This window comes from Brevibacterium sp. Lmc1 (genome assembly GCF_057654315.1).
This window is the reverse complement of sequence record NZ_CM172803.1, coordinates 2,341,494-2,364,904: the sequence shown is the minus strand read 5'-3', so window position 1 is coordinate 2,364,904 and position 23,411 is coordinate 2,341,494. Positions and strand designations below refer to the sequence as shown.

At 65.5% G+C, this 23,411-nt stretch carries 17 protein-coding genes; 12 read left to right on the top strand and 5 right to left on the bottom strand.

Annotated features, from left to right (window positions below; translation table 11 throughout):
• The first annotated feature begins 1 nt into the window (after position 1).
• From dnaG to AC239G_RS10610, 5 genes are all read left to right on the top strand, one after another.
• Positions 2-2,074 carry a DNA primase gene (gene dnaG / locus AC239G_RS10630; RefSeq protein ID WP_487488802.1) on the top strand — a complete coding sequence of 691 codons (2,073 nt, stop codon included), beginning with the start codon at positions 2-4 and terminating at the stop codon, positions 2,072-2,074.
• Between the two features lie 78 nt (positions 2,075-2,152).
• Entirely contained in the window at positions 2,153-2,797 is a 645-nt protein-coding gene (locus AC239G_RS10625; protein ID WP_139467391.1) for a TetR/AcrR family transcriptional regulator, read from the top strand.
• 11 nt (positions 2,798-2,808) lie between these two features.
• Positions 2,809-4,605: an MDR family MFS transporter gene (locus AC239G_RS10620; protein ID WP_487488801.1), complete on the top strand. Its 1,797-nt coding sequence runs from the start codon at positions 2,809-2,811 to the stop codon at positions 4,603-4,605.
• Entirely contained in the window at positions 4,547-5,512 is a 966-nt protein-coding gene (locus AC239G_RS10615; protein WP_487488800.1) for a D-2-hydroxyacid dehydrogenase, read from the top strand. Before AC239G_RS10620 ends, AC239G_RS10615 begins: the two co-directional genes overlap by 59 nt.
• Positions 5,509-6,096, top strand: coding sequence for a hypothetical protein (locus AC239G_RS10610; protein ID WP_139908155.1), 588 nt, complete (start codon positions 5,509-5,511; stop codon positions 6,094-6,096). The genes AC239G_RS10615 and AC239G_RS10610 overlap by 4 nt, the downstream gene beginning before the upstream one ends.
• A gap of 259 nt (positions 6,097-6,355) precedes the next feature.
• Here AC239G_RS10610 and AC239G_RS10605 read toward each other — a convergent pair whose 3' ends face one another.
• Both AC239G_RS10605 and AC239G_RS10600 read right to left on the bottom strand, forming a co-directional pair.
• On the bottom strand, positions 6,356-7,783 hold the full coding sequence (locus AC239G_RS10605) for a glyceraldehyde-3-phosphate dehydrogenase (protein WP_139467387.1): 1,428 nt from the start codon (positions 7,781-7,783) through the stop codon (positions 6,356-6,358).
• 55 nt (positions 7,784-7,838) lie between these two features.
• Positions 7,839-8,876: a YhjD/YihY/BrkB family envelope integrity protein gene (locus AC239G_RS10600; RefSeq protein WP_139467386.1), complete on the bottom strand. Its 1,038-nt coding sequence runs from the start codon at positions 8,874-8,876 to the stop codon at positions 7,839-7,841.
• Between the two features lie 126 nt (positions 8,877-9,002).
• On the opposite strand from AC239G_RS10600, the gene AC239G_RS10595 reads away from it, so the two are divergent.
• Positions 9,003-9,800 carry a DedA family protein gene (locus AC239G_RS10595; protein ID WP_318278471.1) on the top strand — a complete coding sequence of 266 codons (798 nt, stop codon included), beginning with the start codon at positions 9,003-9,005 and terminating at the stop codon, positions 9,798-9,800.
• A gap of 14 nt (positions 9,801-9,814) precedes the next feature.
• Here the strand turns inward: AC239G_RS10595 and AC239G_RS10590 are convergent, their stop codons facing one another.
• Entirely contained in the window at positions 9,815-10,858 is a 1,044-nt protein-coding gene (locus AC239G_RS10590; RefSeq protein ID WP_487488799.1) for a glutathione S-transferase C-terminal domain-containing protein, read from the bottom strand.
• Positions 10,859-11,098: 240 nt separating this feature from the next.
• A complete protein-coding gene (locus AC239G_RS10585; protein ID WP_487488798.1) occupies positions 11,099-12,907 on the bottom strand; it encodes an AMP-dependent synthetase/ligase in 1,809 nt (602 codons plus the stop codon).
• 189 nt (positions 12,908-13,096) lie between these two features.
• Here AC239G_RS10585 and leuS point away from each other — a divergent pair, with 189 nt between their 5' ends.
• Positions 13,097-16,012: a leucine--tRNA ligase gene (gene leuS / locus AC239G_RS10580; RefSeq protein ID WP_139467383.1), complete on the top strand. Its 2,916-nt coding sequence runs from the start codon at positions 13,097-13,099 to the stop codon at positions 16,010-16,012.
• 99 nt (positions 16,013-16,111) lie between these two features.
• Positions 16,112-16,945, top strand: a complete 834-nt coding sequence (nadE, locus tag AC239G_RS10575) for an NAD(+) synthase (RefSeq protein WP_139467382.1) — start codon at positions 16,112-16,114, stop codon at positions 16,943-16,945.
• Between the two features lie 86 nt (positions 16,946-17,031).
• Here the strand turns inward: nadE and AC239G_RS10570 are convergent, their stop codons facing one another.
• A complete protein-coding gene (locus AC239G_RS10570) occupies positions 17,032-17,748 on the bottom strand; it encodes a hypothetical protein (protein WP_139467381.1) in 717 nt (238 codons plus the stop codon).
• A gap of 95 nt (positions 17,749-17,843) precedes the next feature.
• Between AC239G_RS10570 and AC239G_RS10565 the strand changes: the two genes are divergently transcribed.
• The 4 genes from AC239G_RS10565 (at position 17,844) to AC239G_RS10550 (ending at position 23,406) form a co-directional block, all read left to right on the top strand.
• Positions 17,844-19,151, top strand: coding sequence for a UDP-glucose dehydrogenase family protein (locus AC239G_RS10565; RefSeq protein WP_139467380.1), 1,308 nt, complete (start codon positions 17,844-17,846; stop codon positions 19,149-19,151).
• Complete coding sequence (locus AC239G_RS10560; protein ID WP_139467379.1) at positions 19,148-20,023, top strand: DegV family protein; 876 nt, start codon at positions 19,148-19,150, stop codon at positions 20,021-20,023. Before AC239G_RS10565 ends, AC239G_RS10560 begins: the two co-directional genes overlap by 4 nt.
• Before the next feature lie 127 nt (positions 20,024-20,150).
• The gene (locus tag AC239G_RS10555) at positions 20,151-21,083 is read left to right on the top strand and encodes a ComEA family DNA-binding protein (RefSeq protein WP_139467378.1); all 933 of its coding nucleotides are present in this window, start codon (positions 20,151-20,153) and stop codon (positions 21,081-21,083) included.
• Positions 21,067-23,406: a ComEC/Rec2 family competence protein gene (locus AC239G_RS10550; protein WP_487488797.1), complete on the top strand. Its 2,340-nt coding sequence runs from the start codon at positions 21,067-21,069 to the stop codon at positions 23,404-23,406. Before AC239G_RS10555 ends, AC239G_RS10550 begins: the two co-directional genes overlap by 17 nt.
• Positions 23,407-23,411: the final 5 nt, after the last annotated feature.

The window sequence follows — 23,411 nt, the reverse complement described above, 5'->3', positions numbered from 1 at the left end:
CATGGCCGGACTCATCAAACGCGAGGACATCGACGAACTGCGCAGCCGCACCCGCATCGACGAGGTGATCGGGGAATTCGTCACCCTCAAGACCGCGGGCATCGGATCCCTCAAAGGACTGTGCCCGTTCCACGACGAGAAGACTCCGTCGTTCACGGTGCGTCCGCAGGTCGGGATGTACCACTGCTTCGGCTGCGGTGAGTCCGGAGACGTGTTCACCTTCCTGCAGAAGGTCGAACAGCTCAGCTTCGTCGAAGCCGTCGAGACGCTGGCTGGCAAGGCCGGAATGCACCTGCGCTACGAGGACGGGAAGGGCCCGGACCGGGAACAGGCCAGCCGCAGGCAGCGGCTGCTGGAGATGCACGAGGTCGCGGGGCGCTTCTTCGCCCAGGCCCTCGAGTCCGAGGCCGGGCAGATCGGCCGGGAGTTCCTGTCCGGCCGCGGTTTTCCCGCCGAGTCGAGCCGGGAATTCGGCATCGGGTTCGCCCCGAAATCCTGGGATGCCCTGACGAGCCATCTGCGCAAGGCCGGCTTCACCGATGAGGAGATCCTCGCCGGCGGCCTGGCCAGCGAGGGCGGTCGGGGAATCTACGACCGATTCCGTGGTCGGGTGATCTGGCCGATCAAGGACATGACCGCCCGGACCATCGGCTTCGGCGCCCGCCGACTCTATGACGATGACAAGGGACCGAAGTACCTCAACACTCCCGAGACCGCTCTCTATCACAAGAATCAGGTTCTCTACGGACTCGACCTGGCGAAGAAGTCCATCGCGAAGACCAAACGCGTCGTCGTCGTCGAGGGCTACACCGACGTCATGGCCGCCCACCTCGCCGGAGTCGACCAGGCCGTGGCCACCTGCGGCACAGCCTTCGGCGCCGAACACGTGAAGATCATCCGCCGCCTCCTCGGCGACGACCCGACCGGACAGGTGATCTTCACCTTCGACGGCGACGCCGCCGGTCAGAAGGCTGCGCTCAAAGCCTTCGAATTCGAGAACCTGTTCACCGCCCAGACCTTCGTCGCCGTCGAACCCGATGGCCTCGATCCCTGTGACCTGCGCATGCAGAAGGGCGACGCGGCCCTGCGCGAACTCATCGACGGCTGCAAGCCGCTCTTCGAGTTCGTCATCACCACCGCGATCTCCCGCTTCGACCTCGACACCGTCGAAGGACGGATCTCCGCGGTCCGCGCCGCCGCCGAGGTGCTCACCGACATCCGCGACCGCAACAGCCTCTCCCACTACTACCGGTTCGTCGCCGGTCGCATCGGCGTCGATATCGACGAGGTGGAGGCCGCGGTCCGCACCGCCGCCCGCCAACCGAAGCAGAACCGCCAGCCCGCCGAGGCGCCCGCCCGCCAGTCGTCCTACCGCGACGGCCCACCGCCGGCACCGAGCGCACCCGCACCCTCGTCGCCGGCCACATCCGGACCCGGGCACGGGTCAGGTTCGGGACAGGGGACCGGTCCCGGAACCGAGCCAGGAATCGCCCCGTCCGGAGGCGCACGCGGGCCCGGTCCCGCCTCGGCGGGGGAGGTCTCCGATGAACGCAGCATCGAATACGTCTACGACGAACGCCCCGACGTCTCGAACCTCTCGGCCCCGATCAGCCCCGCCCGGCTGAAGACGGAGAAGGGGGCTCTCATGGTCGCCCTCCAACATCCGGAGGTGGTCAATGCGAAGCTCTTCGACTCGCTGTCCGCGAAGGCCTTCGAGCACCCCGGCTACCGGCGGATCCAGGACGCCATCAAACAGGCCGGGGGACTGGGTGCAGCCGGCACGGCTCAGTCGAAATGGGCCGAACGCGTGCTCGACGCCGCAGCCGAGGACCTCAAGCCCTATGTGGCCCAGCTGCTCGTGACCCCGCTGCCTGTCATCGAGGGAGACGGGATCGATCGGTTCGCCCGCGGGATCGTCGCTCGCCTCTTCGACTACGACCTCGAACGCATTGCCAAGGAACTCCACTCCCGCCTGCAGCGCCAGGACACCGCCGACGGAGCAGGTCAGGCAGCACTGCTCGGTCAGCTGCAGACCCTCGAGCAGCACCGGGCACGGCTGAAGATGCTCATGTGAAAGACTGCGCACAGTGAAATAGTGCACAATTGCAGATTTGCAGTTGGTGAAAGTTTGCATGTGGTGCAAAATGTACCTATGCCCGCTGAAGAATCCCTGCGCTCGAAAAAGGCGCGCCTGACTCGCAACGCCCTCCATGAAGCGGCGATCACTCGCGTGCTCGAAGACGGCTTGGCCTGCGCCACCGTGGCGACGATCGCCGCCGACGCGGGAGTGTCCACACGCACCTTCTTCAACTACTTCGAGACGAAGGAGGACGCGATCGTCGGCCTCGGAGCCGAGGTCGGCGTCGATGAGAGCCTCGCCTTCGACTATGTCCACAGCCCCGCCGGGCTCGACACGCTGGCCGAGGACACGGCGCGCTTCGTCCGCGAAGCGCTGCTCGTCGGCTCCGTCGATCCGAAACTTCCGGCGCGGCGACGCCGCCTCTTCGCGCTGTATCCGGAACTCGTGAGCAAGAGCTTCGACCGGGCAGAAGAACTCGAAGAGATCGTCACCGGTCACGTGCTCGACCGACTGCGACACCTCGGCCAGGAGTTCTCCTCAGAGGACTCCGCCTGGCGCAGCGCGCGCATGCTCACCCAACTCTGCCGGGTCCCGCTCAACCATGCGGGACAGGTGATCAAGGCCGATCCTGAGGCGGTCGAGGACAAGGGCGGCACCCAAGCGATCTTCGAAGACTCCCTGAACCTGTTCCGCAAGGTCCTGGACCGACTGCCATGACGAAAGCTGTGATGAGAAGCAACCACGAACCCGATGAGAAGACGATGACGGCAACCACCTCGAAGAACTCCGCCCCCGCGGGACCCGACGCACAGACAGAGCCGATGGCCACCTCGGCGATCATTCTGCTCTTCGTGGGCCTGATGATCGCGATGTTCATGTTCTCGCTCAACCAGACGGTGCTGGCGACCGCGCTGCCGACCATCGTCGGCGAACTCGACGGCGTCGACCAGATGCTGTGGGTCTCCACCGCATTCATGCTCGCTTCGACGATCATGATGCCCGTCTACGGCAAGGTCGGCGACCTGTTCGGACGTAAGCCGCTGTTCATTTTCGCCATCTGCTGCTTCCTCCTCGGCTCGGTCTTCGCCCTCATCGCGAATGAGATGTCGACGCTGATCTTCGGTCGAGTGCTCCAGGGCATCGGCGGCGGCGGAATGATGATCCTCTCGCAGTCGATCATCGCCTCCGTCGTCCCCGCCCGCGAACGCGGCAAATACATGGGCATCATGGGCTCCGCCTTCGCCGTGTCGTCCGTGGCCGGACCGCTGATCGGCGGCTGGCTGACCGAAGGACCCGGCTGGCGTTGGGCTTTCGCCATCAACTTCCCGTTGGGCATCATCGCCCTCATCGCCGCCGCCGTGTTCCTCAAGGTGCCCAAGCACACCAAGGGTGCCGGCCCTCGCCCGAAGATCGATGTCATCGGCATGGCGCTCATCTCGATCGTCACCTCCTGCATCGTGCTCACCTCCGCCTGGGGCGGACACGACTATGAATGGGGATCCTGGCAGATCAACGGGCTCATCGTCACCGGAATCATCGCCGCAGTCGCCTTCGTCTTCGTCGAACTCAAGGTCAGCGAACCGGTCATCCCGATGCACCTGTTCACCAACCGCGACTTCCTGCTGTGCACGATCGCCGGCCTCTTCGTCGGCATCGGCATGTTCGGTGTGCTCTCCTATATGCCGACCTACCTGCAGATGGTCCACGGAATCGACGCCACCGTCGCCGGGCTGATGATGGTGCCGATGATGGGCACCATGCTCGTGTCCTCGACTCTCGTCGGGTTCATCGTCTCCCGCACCGGCAAGTACAAGAAGTACCCGCTGACCGGAATCCTCATCATGGCCGCCTCGCTCGTCCTGCTCTCTCAGCTGAAGGCCGAGAGCTCGGCCTGGGAGACCATCGGCTGCCTGGCGCTGCTCGGACTCGGTCTGGGCCTGAGCATGCAGACACTCGTCCTCGTCGTCCAGAACGCCTTCCCGGTGTCCATGGTCGGCACCGCGACCGCGTCGAACAACTACTTCCGCCAGGTCGGTGCCACCCTCGGCATGGCCTTCATCGGATCCGTGTTCACCCAGCGCCTCATGGACAACATCAAGTCCGGAATCACGGAGATCGCGAAGGCGGCCCCACACGGCCACATGCCCAAGGTCTCCTCGACGGGGCTGACCCCGGAGATCGTGTCGAAGCTGCCGGAGCCGATGCACTCGCTCATCATCACCTCCTACAACGATGCCCTCGTGCCCCTGTTCCTGTGGGTGGCTCCGCTGGCCGTCCTCGGTTTCGTCTTCCTCTGCTTCCTGCCGAACACTCCGCTGGCGCAGACCCTGAAGAACGAACCGGCGAAGCGCGAGAGTCTCGACGTCGAAGCCGAGCGTGTGGGTGTCGTGTCCGCGCCGGTTTCCACCCCGGCAGAGACTTCATCGGTTAGTGTGGCAGAAAGCCCACTGTCCAAGGAGCCGAGGAATGACGGTACTGACAATACTCAACTCACCCGGGACCGAGATCCCCGCACTGATCACTGATCTGGGGGAGTGGGACGGGATCGAACTGCGCATCGCCGAGGCGTCGACCCTGGCCCAGGCGCTGCCCGGCACCGATGTGCTGCTGATGTGGGATTTCTTCTCCACCGCGCTCAAGGATGCCTATGGCAGCGCCGACAGGCTCGAGTGGGTCCATGCCGCGGCGGCGGGCGTGGACTCGCTCCTCTTCGATGAGCTCGTCGATTCTCCGGTGACCGTGACGAATGCCCGCGGGATCTTCGACCGCCCGATCGCCGAGTTCGTCCTCAGCTACATCCTCATGCACGCGAAGAGCTCGATCGGATCGCTGTCCGATCAAGCCGCGAAGAAATGGAACCGCCGGTCGACCCGCGATATCGTCGGCACCAAGGCGCTCATCGTCGGCACCGGAGCCATCGGTCGAGGCATCGCACGCCTGCTGAAGGCCGTCGACATCGACGTCACCGGAGCCGGATCGCGCGCCCGCAGCGGCGACGCCGACTTCGGTGAGGTGATCGACTCCGCCACCCTGCCCGAGCACGTTGCAGGATACGACTGGGTCATCGACATCGCACCGCTGACGGAGAAGACCGAGAGGCTCATCGGCGCCGAGACGTTCGCCGCCATGGACGACACCGCCGTGTTCATCAATGTCGGACGCGGAGACACAGTCGACACCGACGCACTCGTGACCGCGCTGCGCGAGGGACAGATCAGCGGGGCCGGACTCGACGTCTTCGACGAAGAGCCGCTGCCCGCCGACCATCCTCTGTGGTCGCTGGACAATGCCATCATCACCCCGCATATGAGCGGTGATACCGACGGGTGGAGAATGCGACTGGCGGAGCAGTTCCACGCCCTGTTCGAACAGTATCTGGCCGGTGAGCAGTTCCCGCACACCGTGGACAAGCAGCTCGGGTACGTGCGGTGAGCCAGGCCGACGACCCCGCGGCGGAGCGGGTGTTCCTGGCCAGGGTGATCGCCGAACTCATCGCCGTGCGCCGTGCCCGTCTGCTCAGCATGCTGGTGCTCGCCCTGGCAATGCTCGTCGCCGGACTCGGGGCCGCCCTCCAAGCCCAAGGAGATCACATCGATGCGGTGCTGCTGTTCTCGGCGTTCAGCCTCATCATGATCGGCATCGTCTGCGCGCTGGGCGCGATCATCGCCTGGACGCGGATCAACCGGGACGTGCTCGACTCGATCGCTGCGTCGCGACCGGCTCGTGCCAAGGCGCCGCGGACGCGGAATGCCGGACTCGCCGTCGCGGTAGGCTTCGCCATCGTCGGAATCCTGTTCGGCATGCTGCTGTGGGCTGAGACTCCGATACTGGCCGGCGCCGTCGTCATCGCCTGCCTGCTGCTGGCCTGCCTGGGTCCCATCTGGGCGAATGAGCTGGCAAATGCCGATGACCGACTCGCCGTCATCCTCGACAGCGACGATGATCTGGCGGAGCGATTCGCCACCTTCACCCCGATCTGGCTGCATGAGGCCATGGAGTCCGACGCCGCGAATTAGGCAGAACACCTCGTTGCCGGCAGAACCTCTCGTTCCTGCGGGAGGTTCAGTCATTCCCGAGAGGTTTCGGCGGGAGGTGTAGGGCGTGGCAGTACCGGTGAGAGATGGTGCGGCCCGAAGTACAGAGCTTGCAACCGAGGGTACGGGATGGAGACGGAGGTGAATGACGAAGGCGCCCGGAGTCATGTGACTCCGGGCGCCTGTCTCAGCCGGTCACCGAGCGCTCATCCGAGCGTTTCGGTGGGCCGCCTCGGCGATATCAGGGAAATGCCGGGACGTCGACGTCGGCCATCTTGGCCACGCAGCGCACGACCTGGCAGGAGTAGCCGAATTCGTTGTCGTACCAGACGTAGACGACGACGCGGTCCTCATCGACGATCGTGGCCAGGCCGTCGACGACACCGGCCCGCTTGGAGCCGACGAGGTCGGTGGACACGAGCTCGGGAGAGGTGACGTAGTCGACCTGGTTGCGCAGCGGCGAATGCATCGACACTTCGCGGAGGAACGTGTTGAGCTCGTCGACGGTGGTGGCGTTGTCCAGGTTGAGGTTGAGGATCGCCATGGACACGTTCGGGGTGGGTACGCGGATCGCATTGCCCGAGAGCTTCCCGGCCAGCTCCGGCAGAGCCTTGGCGACAGCCTTGGCGGCACCGGTCTCGGTGAGGACCATGTTGAGTCCGGCCGCACGGCCGCGGCGGGAGCCCTTGTGGAAGTTGTCGATGAGGTTCTGGTCGTTCGTGAACGAGTGGACCGTCTCGACGTGGCCGTTGCGGACGCCGAACTTGTCGTTGATGGCCTTGAGCACCGGGGTGATCGCGTTCGTCGTGCACGAAGCTGCCGAGACGATGGTGTCCGTGTCGAGGATCGCGTCGTCGTTGACTCCGAAGACGATGTTCTTCACATCGCCCTTGCCGGGAGCCGTGAGCAGGACCTTCGACGCACCGGGACACGCGAGGTGCTTGGACAGGCCCTCTTCGTCACGCCACTTTCCGGTGTTGTCGACGATGATGGCGTCATCGATTCCGTAGGCGGTGTAGTCGACCTCCGACGGGTCATTCGAGTAGATGACCTGGATGAGGGTGCCGTTGGCCTGGATGGTGCTGTTCTCCTCGTCGACGACGATGCTGCCGTCGAAGGCTCCGTGCACCGAATCGCGGCGCAGCAAGGAGGCGCGCTTGACGATGTCGTTCTCCCCATTGCGGCGCACGACGATCGCACGCAGACGCATACCGGTTCCGCCGGCGCGATCGATGAGGATGCGGGCGAGCAGACGACCGATGCGACCGAAGCCGTAGAGGACGACGTCGCGGACCTCGCCCTTGCCGGACTGCGACTGGACGACCTCGGCGAGCTCGGCGGCGAGGAAGGCGTCGACGTCCGCGTTCGGATCATCGAGCTTCTCGATGAGACGGCCCAGATCGATGCGAGCCGGAGCCAGGTTGAGCCCGGACAGCGCCTTGACGATGCGGTGGGTGATCTGGATGTCGAGCTCTTCGCCGAGGAAGTGGCGAGCATAGCGGTGCGCCTTGATCATGCCGGTCACCGACTTGTTCAGCAGCGACCGCCCGAACAGGGTCAGCAGCACGTCGTTCTCACGGTACAGGCGTCCGACTAGCGGAATGAGTTCTTCGGCGGCGGTCTGCTTCTTCGCCCAATCGTCCAGGCGAGCAGTCGTAGCGTCAGTCAAAGGTCGTGTCCCCTCGGTCAGTTATAACGGATGCGCCAACAGTCTACCGTCTCGCCTATTCGCGATCGGACCGGCGTTCCTCGAACCGTTTGAAGCCCAGCAGGGTCAGCGCCACGATTCCCGCACCGGTGATGAGCGCGCCGAGGCTCTGCGCCTGCACCTTCGGTTCGACGAACCGGTATTCCGGCTCCTCTTCGCGCGGCCGCGGTGGTTTCGCCGTGCCGATCCACGCGGCGATGAACAGGATGATGCGGGCGAAGACGTTGAGCGTGAGCATGATCGCGATGATCGACCCGAACACACCGGCGGCCTTGTTCCCGGAGAAGAGATTGACGAGCACCGTGGAGAAGTTGATGAGGATGAGGAACGCGGTCGCGCCGATGAGCGAACCGCGGTTCTTCGCCTGCTTGTCGACCGGCTTCTCCGGCAGCATCGTGAACAGGAACCAGAAGATCAGCCAGGCGGCGCCGAAGGTGAGGATGACCGGAACGATGAACAGCAGACTGCCGGCGAATCCGCCGAGCCCGAGGAAGTCGGCGATCATCGAGCGAAGACCGGTGCCGACGACGGTGAGCGCCACGGCCAGGAGGAGGCCGATGATGAGGCCGATGAGAGTGATCACGTTGTTGATGACCTTGCTGACGAAGGACTTCTCCGGCACGGCATCGTCGAAGTCGTCGTGCAGTTGGGCTCGCACCGCGGCACCGAGGTTGCCGATGAATCCCTGACCTGTGTAGAGGCCGGTGAGAATACCGATGATTCCCACTCCCTGCCAGTCGAGGAGGAAGCTCTCGAGCTGCTCGGTCAGCGAGGAGTTGCCGGCGGTGAAGGTCTCGATCTGCTTCGTGACCTCGGGAAGGAGCTCGGGGCGGGCGACGTCGAGGACGAATCCGATGCTCGCGAGGCTGACCATGGCGATGGGCATGACCGCGAGAACGAGGAAGTAGGTGATCGCGGCACCGAACTGATTGCCCAGACGCTGTCCGAAACGCTGGACTGCGCGCATGAGGTGGGCGGGTCCGGGTCGGTTGACGGCATTGTGGCCGACCTCAGCGACGGTGTTGCGCGAGGCCAGTACTTTGGCAGGTGCCACGTGTGTGCTCCTTCGATGCGTATCCGCAAGGTGCGTTCGTATTCCGGTCTGAGGTGTTCGTTTCCACACTAGCCGCTGTGAGCGTACTGTGAGCGGCAGGCCGCGCCCTTATCTAGACTTTTGACCATGCCGATCACTGATTCGTTCGCTCCGACTGCCGATTTCGCACCCGTTGCCACCGACAGCCTCGCCGGCCTGCCTGCCGGCGGAGTCCCTGCCGATGTCCTCGCCGCCGGCGGCAGCGCTGCGGACAATCTCAGCGGGTTCTCGGCCTGGACCGTGACGATCATGGAGACTCTGGGGCCGGCCGGTGTCGGGTTCATGGTCTTCCTCGACAACATCTTCCCGCCCATCCCCAGTGAGCTCGTCCTGCCTCTGGCCGGGTTCACCTCCAGCCAAGGCCAGATGAACATTGTGGCCGCGATCGTCTTCGCGACGATCGGTTCGGTCGTCGGCGCGGTTCTGCTGTGGGCGCTGGGCAAGTGGATCGGCATCGAACGCATCGCCCGGATCGCGGTGAAGATGCCGTTGGTCGACGTCGATGATGTGCATAAGACCGTCGACTGGTTCGACAAGCACGGGGACAAGGCCGTGTTCTTCGGGCGGATGATCCCGATCTTCCGGTCGCTCATCTCCATCCCCGCCGGAATGCGGGACATGCGCCTGACCAAGTTCCTGCTGCTGACCACGGCCGGCAGCGCGATCTGGAACACGATCCTCATCGTCGCAGGTTTCACCCTCGGTGAGAACTGGTCGGTCGTCGAGACCTACGCAGGGTATTTCCAGAACGTCGTCATCGTCGCCGTCGTCGTCTTCGTCATCGTGTGGATCGTGTTCAAGGTCCGCAAACAGCGGCGGAAGAAAGCCGCCGGGCTCGACACGACCGAAGACGATCATATCGAGCCCGGAGAATTCGAGGTCTGAGGTGATTCCTCGGCTCAGCTCACCCAGGCCGCTGCCGTATGCGCGGGTGTGACCTCTTCGCCGGGCTTGACGGGTCCGGGAGCGGTTCCCTCGCCGAAGGGGGATCCGCCGAACTTCCGGTCGCGACCGTGATCGCTGAGCCAACCCGAGAGATCGGGGCCCTTGGGCACGATCTGCGTCGGGTTCACATCCTGGTGGACGATGTAGTAGTGCTGTTTGATCTGCTCGAAGTCGACCGTGTCCCCGAAGCCCGGTGTCTGGTACAGGTCACGGGCGTAGCCCCACAGGTTCTCGAACGCCGTGAGCGGCTGCCGGTTGCACTTGAAGTGACCGAAATAGACGGGATCGAAGCGCACGAGCGTCGTGAACAGTCGCACATCCGCCTCGGTGATGGTCTCACCCATGAGGAACCGTGACCGGCTGAGCCGATCCTCGACGATATCGAGCGCGTTGAATAGGCGGTCGAAGGCCGCCTCGTAGGCGTCCTGGGAGCCGGCGAAACCGCAGCGGTAGACCCCGTTGTTGATCTCCGTGTAGATATGGCGCATCACCTTCTCCATCTCCTCCCGCGATTCCTCGGGCCAGAGATTCGGGGCACCCTCTCGGTGGTATTCGGTCCACTGGGTGGAGAAGTCCTCCGTGATCTGCGGGAAGTCGTTGGTGACGACGACGCCGGTGGGCACGTCGACGACGGCCGGCACGGTGATTCCGCGCGGATAGTCCGGGTAACGGGCGAAGAACGCCTGCTGCAGGCGTTCGATGCCGAGCACCGGATCCACCCCGCCCGGATCGAGATCGAACGTCCACGACCGCGCATCGTGGGTGGGGCCGGGCATGCCGAGGGAGATGACGTCCTCGAGCCCGAGGAGGCGACGGACGATGATCGTCCGGTTCGCCCACGGGCAGGCACGGGCGGCGACGAGGCGGTAGCGGCCCGGTTCGACGGGCCACTGAGCGTTGGGATCGTTGAGGATGCGATCGTCGATGTAGTTCGTATCCCGGTTGAATTCCGCCCCTTCGGTCACGTAGCTGGGTGTGTGATCGGTGGTCTCGGACATGACGCTGCCTCCAATGAGATCGATGTGTTCGACTTCTGTCCTCAGCTTACGACGCTGAGGCAAGCCCACGCCGAGGCGGGACGACGTCACCATTGCCATGCCCTCCCGATTGGGAGGAGTCCGCCCACCGCCACCGAGGCGGGACGACGGCGGCCCGGGACGGACCGTTCGAGTCCGTGCCCGGGCCGTACCCCGCAGGCTGAGTTCAGCGACTATGTCCCAGGCGGCAGCGGCTGTGCGTCAGCCGGCGTAGAGCGCGTCGATCTCGGCGGCGAAGTCCTTATTGATGAGGTGACGCTTGACCGACTGCTTGGCAGAGAGGTAGCCGTTCTCCTCGCTGAGCTCGATCGGCAGGATTGTGAACTTCTTGACTCCTTCGGCCCGCGAGACGGTCCTGTTCATCTGTTCGACGGCCTTGGCCACTTCGGCCTGGACCGCATCGTCCTCGGCGGCTTCGCGCAGACTCATCTGCGGCAGATCGTGGTTCTTCAGCCAGCCCGGCAGCATCTCCGAATCGAGGAAGATCAGCGCCGAGACGAATTTGCGGTTCTCGCCGACGAGCACCGGCTGGCCGATGATCGGGTGGCGACGCAGCACGTCCTCGAGCGGAGCCGGGGCGACGTTCTTGCCGCTGGAGGTCACGATGATCTCCTTCTTGCGGCCGTTGATCGTGAGGTAGCCGTCGTCATCGAGCGAGCCGAGGTCACCGGTGCCGAACCAACCGTCGTGGAACTCCTTGGCCGTGGCCTCGGGGTTGTTCCAGTACTCGCGGAAGACCGGCACGCCCTTGGCCAGGATCTCACCGTCGGGAGCGATCGCCACCGAGACGCCCGGCAGCGGCACGCCGACGGTTCCGATCTTCGACTTCTCCGGAATATTGACGGTGATCGGTGCCGTGGTCTCAGTGAGTCCGTAGCCTTCGAGGACGATGATGCCCAGTCCGCGGAAGAAGTGGCCGAGATGAGAGCCGAGCGCACCGCCGCCGGAGACCGCATGAGTGACGTTGTCGCCCATGACCGCGCGCAGCTTCGAATAGACCAGCTTGTCGAACAGGGCGTGCTGGAGCTTCAGCCCGGTGGGCACCTTGCCGGTGTCGAGTGCCTTCGAATAGGCGACGGCGACCTGCTCGGCACGGCGGAAGATCTTCTCCTTGCCGCCTGCCTGAGCGGTCGCCAGCGCGGAATTGAAGACCTTCTCGAAGACCCGGGGCACACCGAGGATGAACGACGGACGGAAGCTGCCCATGGCATCGGTGAGCTTCGTCAGGTCCGACTGGTGCGCCAGCAGAGCACCGTTGCTGATGGCCAGGACCTCGATGAACCGGGCGAAGACGTGGGCCTGCGGCAGGAACAGCAGGCAGCGCATCTTCGTGTCGAGAACGCTGGGGATCTGGTGGCGCGCGGCCTGGGCGGTCTGCACGAAGTTCGCGTGGGTGAGCACACAGCCCTTGGGCTTTCCGGTGGTGCCGGAGGTGTAGATGATCGTCGCCACGGAATCGGAGCCGACCTGCGAACGGGCGGCTTCGAGCTCCTCATCGGTGACGGCCTTGCCGGCTTCGGTGAGATCGGCGAAAGCGCCTTCGTTCCAGACCCGCAGGGCTGGCTCTTCCCGTCCGACAGCCTTGGCCGCCGCCCGCACCCGATCGGCATGGTCGCCAGTGGCGACGAGCCCACGAGTGACATCGGCGTCGGTGAGCATCCAACTGAGCTGGCTCTCCGAAGAGGTGTCGTAGAACGGCACGGAGATTCCGCCGGCGTACCAGATGGCATAGTCGCTGAGCGTCCACTCGTAGGAGGTGGGGCCGAAGATCGCGATCCGGTCACCGACTCCCACGCCCAAGGCGATGAGCCCCTTCGCGGCCGCCTTGACCTCTGCGAGGAATTCGGCCGCGGTCAGTTCGTTCCAACCGTCCCCGTCGGGCTTGGCGACCAGAGGGCGGCTGGGGTTCTCAGCGACTGTGCTGAGGAAGATATCGGTGGTCGACGAGGCGGTATCGACCTCGAAACCGACGACGGGTGTTGACGACTGCGGCATGGTCGTTGAGCTCATGAGTCTCCTTCGAGGACGTAAGTTACTGCTCGGTTATCTTACAGTTCGGCCGGGTCTCAGTGAAATCGATCACGTTTGCCGAGATAACCGGCGTCCGCTGACCTGTGAGCAGTCTAACCAAGTCGAATCAGGGGGCGTTCAGAGTACGATGGTCAGAACCCGCTCACGTCTGTTCTGCGAAGGAAGGTAATGACGACGAACCCTGAGGAGACCGGTTTCCGCTATGATGCGGCGCTGGCCGAAAAGATCGAGAAGTCTTGGCAGCGCACTTGGGAGGAATCGGGCACGTTCCACACCCCGAACCCCACCGGAGACCTCGGCGAGCTCGACTCCCAGGATGCTTCGTCGCCCTACGGTCCGCCGGCCGACCTCAGCGAGCGCGAGTCCCTGTACATCATGGACATGTTCCCGTACCCCTCCGGTGTGGGACTGCACGTCGGCCACCCGCTGGGCTACCTCGGCACCGACGTCTACGGCCGCTACCAGCGGATGCGCGGACACAACGTCATGCATGCCCTGTCCTACGACGCCTTCGGACTGCCCGCCGATCTCTACGCGGTGCAGACCGGTCAGCACCCGCGCATCACCACCGATGCCAATATCGCGAACATGACCGAGCAGCTGCGTCGCCTGGGGCTGGCCCACGATGTGCGCCGTCGCTTCGCCACGACCGACGACGAATTCGTCAAATGGACGCAGTGGATCTTCCTGCAGATCTTCAATTCCTGGTACGACACCGAGGCGACCACCCCCGATGGTGAGGCCAAAGGCGCGGCTCGACCGATCGACACGCTCATCGAGCAGTTCGCCTCCGGTGCCCGCCCTACACCCGACGGTCGCACCTGGTCGGAGCTGAGCTCGGCGGAGCGCGAGTACGTTCTGCAGGGCTACCGCCTCGCCTACGTCTCCGAATCCCCGGTCAACTGGTGCCCAGGGCTGGGCACCGTGCTGGCCAACGAAGAGGTCACCGCCGAGGGTCTGTCCGAGCGTGGAAACTACCCGGTCTTCACCCGCCGTCTGCGCCAGTGGAACATGCGCATCACGGCGTACGCCGACCGCCTCATCGACGACCTCGACGTGCTGGACTGGCCGCATGCGATCCACGCCATGCAGGTCAATTGGATCGGCCGGTCGAAGGGCGCCCTGCTGCGCCTGCCCATCGCCGGTGACGATGCGTCCGACATCGAGGTCTACACCACCCGCCCGGACACCCTGTTCGGCGCCACGTACCTCGTCCTCAGCCCTGAACACCCGCAGGTCGCCGACCTGACCGCTGAGGTCTGGGATGAGTCCACCCCCGAGTCCTGGCGCGGGGGAGAGGCAACCCCCGCCGAGGCGATCGCCGCCTACCAGCGCGCCGCTGCGGCCAAGACCGACGCCGACCGGCAGCAGAGCCGGGAGAAGACCGGCATCTTCACCGGCTCCTATGCGCTCAACCCGGCCACCGGGGCCGAGGTTCCGATCTTCATCGCCGACTATGTGCTCATGGGATACGGCACCGGAGCGATCATGGCCGTGCCGGCCGAAGACGCCCGTGACTGGGACTTCGCAAAGGCGTTCGGACTGCCCTATATCCGCACTGTGCAGCCTCCGGCCGACCACGACGAGGACGCGCCGTTCACCGGCACCGGCGTGATGATCAACTCGGCCAACGCCGAGATCGACATCAACGGCCTCGAGATCGACGCGGCGAAGGCCCGGGTCACCGAATGGCTGGCCGGAAAAGGACTGGCCACCGAGTCCACCCAGTACCGTCTGCGCGACTGGCTGTTCTCGCGCCAGCGCTACTGGGGCGAACCGTTCCCGATCGTCTACGACGAGAACGGCACCCCGATTGCTCTGCCCGACGAGATGCTGCCCGTCCAGCTGCCCGAAGTCGACGATTTCGCACCGCGGACCTACGCGCCCGACGATGCCGACAGCCGTCCCGAACCGGCGCTGAGCAGGAACCAGGAATGGACGAGCATCGAACTCGACCTCGGCGACGGTCCGAAGACCTACCAGCGTGAGACGAACACGATGCCCAACTGGGCCGGATCCTCGTGGTACCAGCTGCGCTACGCGGACCCACACAACGACGAACGCCTCGTCGACCCCGCCAACGAGAAGTACTGGCTGGGACCGCGGGCCTCGAAACCGCGCGGCGGCGCCGACCTCTACGTCGGCGGACAGGAGCACGCTGTGCTCCACCTGCTCTATGCCCGCTTCTGGCACAAGATCCTCTTCGACCTCGGGCACATCTCCTCGTCCGAGCCGTTCCACCGTCTGGTCAACCAGGGATACATCCAGGCCTATGCCTACACCGATTCCCGCGGCGTCTACGTCCCCGCCGCCGAGGTGGAGGAGAGAACCGAATCGAACGGTGAGCTGACGTTCTGGTTGGGCGGCGAACAGGTCAATCGGGAGTACGGAAAGATCGGCAAATCGCTGAAGAACTCCGTCATGCCCGACGAGATGTACGACGCCTTCGGTGCCGACACCTTCCGCGTCTATGAGATGTCGATGGGCCCGCTGGAACAGGACCGTCCCTGGGACACCCGCGCCGTCGTCGGCGCACAGCGGTTCCTGCAGCGCGTGTGGCGACTCTTCGTCGACGAGACCACCGGCGAGTCCGTGGTCGCAGACGGTGAGGCCGACGCCGAATCGCTCAAGGTCCTCCACCAGGTCATCGACGGTGTGCGCGAGGACATGGACCATCTGCGGTTCAACACCGCGATCTCCAAGCTCATCGTGCTCACCAACCATGCCACCAAACAGGGCGGTGCGACCCGGGACGTCCTCGAACCGCTGACGATCATGCTCGCACCCTTCGCACCGCACCTGGCCGAAGAGCTGTGGTCACGTCTCGGACACGAGTCGACGGTCACCTATGCGGCCTTCCCCGAGGCGGACCCGAACCACCTCGTCGCCGAGACCGTGACCTGTGTGGTCCAGGTCAAGGGCAAGGTGCGCGCACGGCTCGAGGTGGCCCCGGACATCACCGCAGAAGAACTCGAGAAGCTGGCTCTCGAATCGCCGAACGCCGTCAAGGCCCTCGGCGGCGCCGGAGTGCGCAAGGTGATCGTGCGAGCCCCCAAGCTCGTCAACATCGTCCCCGACGCCTGAGACCCGGCCGATACTTCGCCGTAACACGGCATCTGGGAGACTGCATGAGTGCGGGCGCCGAACGGCGGCGCTTCGCCCCCGACTACGACTGGTGTGAGCATGACGAACGACAGAGTCCAAGACGAGATTCGGCACGCCCTCGGCGTGCGACCGCAGATCGATCCGGCGACGGAGATCGCCCGGCGTGTCGAGTTCCTCGTCGACTATGTGCTCACCACCGGAGTCAGAGGTCTCGTGCTCGGCATCAGCGGCGGGCAGGACTCCACACTGGCCGGCAGGCTCTGCCAGCTGGCGGTGGAGGACCTGCGCCGCCGTGGGGCCGATGCCGAATTCTGGGCCGTGCGCCTGCCTCACCATGTGCAGACCGATGAGGCCGATGCCCAGGACGCTCTGTCGTTCATCGCCGCCGATCACGAACTCGCGATCAACATCGGCGCCGCCACGGATGCGGCCGCCGAGGAGTACGAGAAGGCCACCGGAGAGCCGATAACCGATTTCGGCAAGGGCAACGTCAAGGCCCGGATGCGGATGATCGCGCAGTTCGAGCTGGCAGGGGAGAAGAAAGCGCTCGTCGTCGGCACGGACCACGCCGCCGAGGCGGTCACCGGGTTCTTCACGAAGTTCGGTGACGGCGCAGCCGACGTCATCCCCCTGGCAGGTCTGAACAAACGGCAGGGACGGGAACTGCTGCGCCACCTCGGCGCTCCCGAACATCTCATCGTCAAGGTCCCCACCGCGGATCTGCTCGATGACGAACCCGGGCAGACGGACGAATCGTCGCTGGGTCTGAGCTATGACCAGATCGATGACTTCCTCGAGGGGAAGGAGATCGAGCCCGCGGCCGCCTCGGCGCTCATCGAGAAGTACCGCCGCTCAGAGCACAAACGCCGCACCCCCGTGGCTCCGTTGGATTCGTGGTGGATCCGGCACTGAGCCGAGCACGTGAACACTGGCAGCAATTGAGGCCCTCACAATGTGAGGGCCTCAATTTTTTACCGAACGTCGTCTGTCGAACGTTGTCAGTCGTTGAACGGCGGGGTGCCTGAGACGAGTCCGAGTTCGAGTGCTGTCTGGTTGAACTCCCACCGGGAGGAGACGAAGTCGTCGCTGAGGCGTTCGCCCCGGCTCTGAGCCTCGGTGTAGCCGCGCCAGCCGTCCTTGCGGGCATCGCCGGGACGGATCTCACGGGTGCCGGCATCATCGGGGGAGACCTGGGTCTCCTCCTTCACCCAGATCGACAGGCCCTCGGCTGCCCGATAGAGGTTCATGAACGCGGTGTGCGAGCGGGGGTTGTCGAAGCTGGCCTTCTTGAATTCGGCACAGAAGGTGGTGAGCGGTTCGAGTTCGTCGACGGCGACGGTGGCGAAGGTCGCATCGAGGCGCAGGGACTGGACGAGGCCCGACGAATCCGGGATGAGCTCGAGGATGCGGCGGGCGCGACGCTCATCGGGAAGCAACTCGACCTTGTCGTCCACCGGGGTCAGTCCGAGAGTGTCCATCCGACCGCGTTCGACGCTGAGCTGCTGGCGCAGTGCGTCGATCTGCTGTTGGGCACGTCGCCATTCGCCGTGAAACATCAGCAGCGCGGCGATCACGCCGAGACACAGCACGAGCCCGATGATCCAGGCGGCAGAGTGCAGCCCGGGGATGGCGAAGGCGATGATGCCGAGCACGGTGAGCACCGCAAACGTCACGGCGGCCGGTGAGTTGGTGAGGAAATCAAGGAAACGCTTCACAATTCCAAGCCTACTGTTTCAACCTCCACATATCGTGCAACCGGGTGGCATATAGTGTGGTCGAAAACGCATGCCAATACCCAGGAGAGCTCGGTTTGAAGATTTCAGTCATCGGTTGCGGATATCTGGGCGCGGTCCATGCGGCGGCCATGGCGTCTCTGGGCCATGAGGTCACGGGAGTCGATGTCGACACGGAGAAGGTCGAGGCCCTGACCTCCGGTCGTCCGCCCTTCTACGAACCGGGACTGAGTGAACTCCTCGTGAAGGCTCAGGAGCGCGGAAAACTCGAATTCACCACCGAGATCTCCCGCGCCGCCGACGCCACCGTGCACTTCGTATGTGTAGGCACTCCGCAGAAGCCCGGTGAGTTCGCCGCCGATGTCACCTATGTCGATGCGGCCGTGGAATCCCTGCACCCGCACCTGACTGCGACGTCGGTGGTTGTGGGAAAGTCGACCGTTCCCGTGGGCACCGCCGAGCGTCTGGCCGGAATCATCGCCGACACCGGCGCCGCCATGATGTGGAACCCGGAATTCCTGCGCGAGGGCCATGCCGTCGAGGACACCCTCCACCCGAATCGTCTCGTGTACGGAGTCGCCGACGGTGAGCCGGGGCAGGCCGCGGCCGCAACTCTCGACGAGGTCTACGCCTCGATCCTCGCCGAAGACACGCCCCGGATGATCACCGACTTCGCGACCGCCGAGCTGGTCAAGACCGCGGCGAACTCGTTCCTCGCCACCAAGATCTCATTCATCAACGCCATGGCCGAACTCTGCGAAGCATCGGGAGCCGATGTCACCCAGCTCGCCGATGCGATCGGCATGGATGACCGGATCGGCCGCAAGTTCCTCAACGCCGGGCTCGGATTCGGCGGCGGATGCCTGCCCAAGGACATCCGCGCCTTCATGGCCAGGGCCGGGGAGCTCGGCGCCGATCAGGCGGTGGCGTTCCTTAAGGAGATCGACTCGATCAACATGCGCCGTCGTGTGCGGATGGTCGACATCGCCCGCGATGCCCTGGGCGGGTCGTTCATCGGCAAGAAGATCACCATCCTCGGCGCCGCGTTCAAGCCCGACAGCGATGACGTCCGTGACTCTCCGGCCCTGGCCGTGGCCAGGCTCATCGCCACCCAGGGCGGGCTGGTCACCGTCACCGATCCGCAGGCGATCGGGAATGCGCAGAAGTCGTTCCCCGAACTCGACTACGTCGCCGACACCGCCGAGGCGATCACCGGGGCGCAAGCCGTGCTGCTGCTGACGGAATGGCGCGAATACCGCGACCTCGACCCGGCGGCGACCGCCGAGCTCGTGAGTGGGAAAGTGCTCGTCGACGGCCGCAATGTGCTCACTCCCGAACTGTGGCGGGCAGCGGGCTGGACCTACCGAGCCCTGGGCCGTCCATGAGAATCGGGCTGGTCACCGACTCTACGGCGCAGCTCTCCGCGGACGAACGCGAAGCGCTCAGCGAGGCCACCGGCGGTCTCTTCGCCGTGGTGCCGCTGACCGTGCTCATCGGCGGGGTCGCCTTCGCCGACGGTGAGGTCGATGCCGGGCATCTGTGCGCGAAGATGACCGACGGAGTCGAGGTCACCACGTCCATGGCCACCCCGGCCCAGTTCTCCGACGCCTATGCACGGTTGCACGAGGACGGCGCGGAAGCCATCATCGTCGTGACCATGTCCGCGGAGCTCTCGGGCACCCGCGATTCCGCGGTCAAGGCCGCCGAAGCCGAGGACATCCTCGTCGATGTCGTCGACTCGAGGACCACCTCGGCGGGACTGGCCGGGGCACTGTCTGTAGCCGTGGCCGGGATCCGGCAGGGACTCGACGTCGAATCGATCGCCGGAACCATCGCCGATTGGTGCGCGGCCGAGACTCGTTCCGTGTTCGCCCCCGGCAGCCTCGAACACCTGCGCCGAGGCGGCCGGATCGGCGCCGCGTCCTCCTTGCTCGGCCGGGCCCTGCAGATCGTCCCCGTGCTCGGTCTCAGCGCTGGAGTCGTCGTTCCGCTGGCCCGGGTGCGCACTCGCACCAAAGCCCTGGAGAAGATCGTCGCCTTGGCCGCGCAGGCCGCTGCGGAGGTGGCCGATCCCGAGGACACCGTGCACGTCGAGGTCCAGAACGCCGAAGGGGAGATGGACACAGCGGATGCCGAGCTGTTGAGCTCACGGCTGCGCGAGCTCGGATTCGACTCGTCGTTCAGGACGCTGTCGACGATCATCACCGCGCATGTCGGCCCCGGTACGGTCGGTGTGACCGTGCAGACCACACCCTGACTCACACATTCCTGCCTGGGGATGCTCGGGTGACTTGATCACCTCTGCCCTGTGGACGCAGATGCTCTGTCCACAGGCGACGCTTCTGCCCTGGCCGCTGCGTACCGGCGCTTCCTAACCTCGGACCATGGCTGTGTCTCCGGATGATCGTTTCGCCGGCCTCCTGGGCGCCAGTGCCGAGCGCGGCGGTTGGGTGCCGGGCGACGTCTATGCCGCCGACACCGCCGGTGAGGAAGAACCCGTCGAGCCCCGTCGCGTGCGTCTGCCCGTGCTGGCAGCTCTCGGCATCGCCACGGTCGGAATCCTCGTTCTCGCCTTCTTCCTCTTCCGTCCCGCTGCACAGCATTCGCCCGTGGGCGGCGGTGACGATCCCGGCCAAGGCGCAGGAGCCGGTCAGTCGCCTGCCGCGACCGGCGAGGGAGGTGAAACAGGAGAAGCCGGTGAGGGATCGGCGGGATCAGCCGCAGGACAGGAAGGAGCCGCCTCGGCGAAGTCGGCGAATGCGAACGGCGAGGTGACCGTCCATATCACCGGGGCGGTCAACGACCCCTCCGTGGTCACGCTGAAGGCAGGTGCGCGGGTCCAAGACGCCGTCGAAGCCGCTGGAGGACTGAGCGCCGGAGCCGACGGTGAAGCGGTGAATCTGGCGCGCGTGCTCGCCGACGGTGAGCAGATCCACATCCCGACAGAAGGCGAAGAACCGGCAGCCGGAGTCGATGGTGCCGATGCGAACGGGACCGGGGCGAACGGGACCGGTCAGGACGGAACCGGTTCGTCTGGAAGTGGGGGAGGGGGCGCGGGAGGAGGCGGTTCGCCGGGATCCGCGGATTCATCTGCAGCCGCGAGCGGCGGGGCACCCGGTCAGGCGGGGAAGGTCGACCTCAACACCGCCGATGCCACCACCTTGGAGACGCTGCCCGGGGTCGGACCCGTCACAGCCGAGGCGATCATCAGCCACCGCACCCAGCAGCCGTTCGCGAGCGTCGATGATCTGCTGCTCGTCAAAGGCATCGGGCCGAAGACCTTCGAAAGCCTCAAAGACCTTGTCACCGTCGGCTGACCCGGGCCCCGCAGCCGCGCACACACAGCTGCGAACGAGGCGATCCTGGCAGCAGGCGTGGGAGCGCAGACTGATTGCCCTGCGACATGTGTGCGCGGCTGCGGTTGCCTGGGTGCGGGAGCGGGCGGCGCTGTGGCCGGGCTCCGTCCGCCTCCTCTGCTGTGCAGCCGGCCTCTGGGCCAGCGCACTCCTGTCACCGGAGCCATGGGTGCTCTTCGGCGTTCCCGTGCTCGGACTCCTCGGGATCGTGATCCTGCGACGGCACCACCACCTCGGTGTCGGTGCTCTCGTCTTCACCTGTCTGCTGACGATCCAGATCACCGCCCTGGCCGCCGCCCACGGACCGGATGATGAGGCCGAGACCACGGGGCTCGTCGTCGGCCACAGCGAACCCGGAGCGTCCGGCTGGACGCGACTGACGCTGCTCACCACCACCGGATTCACTCACGTGCTCAGTCCCGAAATCGCTGCCGACGGAACGACCGTGCGGATGCGCACTCAGCGCCTCGACGATATCCGCTCGACCGATACGGAACCACAGGTGCTCGAAGCACCGAACCGACTGTGGCAGTGGCGTGAGCGGCTGCGCACCGAACTCCGCGTCGATTCTCTCGCCGCCGGCAACGACGGAGGACGGCTGCTGCCCGGACTCGTCGTCGGTGACACCTCGCCCCAGGACGACCGGATGATCGACGATATGCGGGTCGTCTCCCTCACCCACGTCTCGGCCGTGTCGGGCAGCAACGTCACGATCGTCAGCCTCGGTGCCGGACTGCTCGCCGGAGCCTGCCGAGCCGGTCCACGGCTGCGCGTGAGCATCGGAGTGCTCACCTGCCTCGGCTACGTCTTCATCGTCGGATTCGAACCCAGCGCCATCCGGGCCGCCGGAATGGCGATTGCGGCGGCACTCGTGTTTCTGCGCGGCGGTGGGATCTCCCCGGTCGCGGTCATGTGCTCGACCGCGAGCCTGCTGCTCGCCTTCGTGCCGGTGTTGGCCACCTCGGTGGGGTTCGTCCTGTCCGTGGTCTCCACCGCCGCGATCATGTTCGTCGTCCCGATCCTGCTGCGCCGTCTCGCCGTGCACCTGCCGCTGCTGCCCACGGTGCTCGTGACCGCGCTCATCGTGCCCTTCGTCGCCCAGCTCGCGTGCACCCCGGTGCTGGTGGCGATCGACCCGCGCATCGGACTGTGGTCGGTCGCTGCCAACGCCGCGGCCGCACCCGCGGTCATGCCGGCGACGGTGGCGGGCTTCCTCAGCCTCGTGGCCACCGGCATCGTGACGACAGGGCTGCCCGGAGCCGACTTCGCCTCTGCCCTGCTGGCGTGGATCGGGTCCTTTCCGGCCTGGTGGATCGTCCTCGTTGCCCGAGTCTGCGCCGCACTGCCGGGAGCGGCACTGGACTGGCCGGTGCCGCCGCTCGGAACGCTGCTGGCGCTCGGGCTGCTCGGCCTCGCCGTGACCGGTACGTGGATGCTCGTGCGGCGTCGCCTCTGGGGTCTACCCGTCCTCGTCCTGTGCTGCCTGCTCACGGCCGCCGTCATCGTCACGGTGAGGGCGAAGCCGCCTGCAGCGGACTGGCTGGTGCTCGTCTGCGATGTCGGTCAGGGTTCGGCTGCCATCATCAACCTCGGTGATGGTCGGGGCCTTGTCGTCGACACGGGGCGCGAGCCGAAACCCATCGACGCCTGCCTCGACGAATCCGGGATCGAGGAATTCGATCTGTTCATCTCCCACTTCGACGCCGACCATTTCGCCGGCTATGCGGGCACGACGTGGGGGCGCACGGTCGATCGGCTGTTCGTCTCCGCGAACGTCGCGTCCTCGCCCGAAGTCAGGCGCGTGATCGCTGACATCGGCGCCGAGGCGGTCCCCACCCACCGCGGCCGGACGCTGAGCTTCGAGGCAGCGAGCCTGGAGGTGCTGTGGCCGCCCCTGCGCTCGGTACCTGCGGCAGAGGACGAGGAGCTGCGCAACGAAGACTCCCTGGTGGTGCGGGTCGAACAGGAGGGTCTGAGCACTCTGCTGCCCGGCGACGTCGGCGCCGAGGAGCAGTATGTGCTCGCCCAACAGGTGCGACCGGTGGATGTGCTCGTCGCACCGCACCATGGTTCCTCCGATCTGGCACCCGAGTTCTTCGCGTCAGCGGCTCCCGGTCTCGGCGTCGTCTCGGTGGGGGAGAACAGCTACGGGCATCCGAGTGAGAAGTCACTGCGCTCCTTCGGCCCCGTGCCCGTGCTGCGCACCGATCACTGCGGTTCGGTTGCGCTCTACGCGCAGAGTCGGTTCAGCACCGGCCACAGCTGTTCCGAGGACAAGGGGTGAGACGG

Excerpts from the sequence above, each read along its gene's own strand:
- AC239G_RS10560 (WP_139467379.1), top strand. The coding sequence starts at position 19,148 with ATGAGAATCGGGCTGGTCACCGACTCTACGGCGCAGCTCTCCGCGGAC.
- dnaG (WP_487488802.1), top strand. The coding sequence starts at position 2 with ATGGCCGGACTCATCAAACGCGAGGACATCGACGAACTGCGCAGCCGC.
- AC239G_RS10590 (WP_487488799.1), bottom strand. The coding sequence starts at position 10,858 with ATGTCCGAGACCACCGATCACACACCCAGCTACGTGACCGAAGGGGCG.
- AC239G_RS10620 (WP_487488801.1), top strand. The coding sequence starts at position 2,809 with ATGAGAAGCAACCACGAACCCGATGAGAAGACGATGACGGCAACCACC.
- AC239G_RS10555 (WP_139467378.1), top strand. The coding sequence starts at position 20,151 with ATGGCTGTGTCTCCGGATGATCGTTTCGCCGGCCTCCTGGGCGCCAGT.
- nadE (WP_139467382.1), top strand. The coding sequence starts at position 16,112 with ATGACGAACGACAGAGTCCAAGACGAGATTCGGCACGCCCTCGGCGTG.
- AC239G_RS10625 (WP_139467391.1), top strand. The coding sequence starts at position 2,153 with ATGCCCGCTGAAGAATCCCTGCGCTCGAAAAAGGCGCGCCTGACTCGC.
- leuS (WP_139467383.1), top strand. The coding sequence starts at position 13,097 with ATGACGACGAACCCTGAGGAGACCGGTTTCCGCTATGATGCGGCGCTG.
- AC239G_RS10595 (WP_318278471.1), top strand. The coding sequence starts at position 9,003 with ATGCCGATCACTGATTCGTTCGCTCCGACTGCCGATTTCGCACCCGTT.
- AC239G_RS10585 (WP_487488798.1), bottom strand. The coding sequence starts at position 12,907 with ATGAGCTCAACGACCATGCCGCAGTCGTCAACACCCGTCGTCGGTTTC.
- AC239G_RS10615 (WP_487488800.1), top strand. The coding sequence starts at position 4,547 with ATGACGGTACTGACAATACTCAACTCACCCGGGACCGAGATCCCCGCA.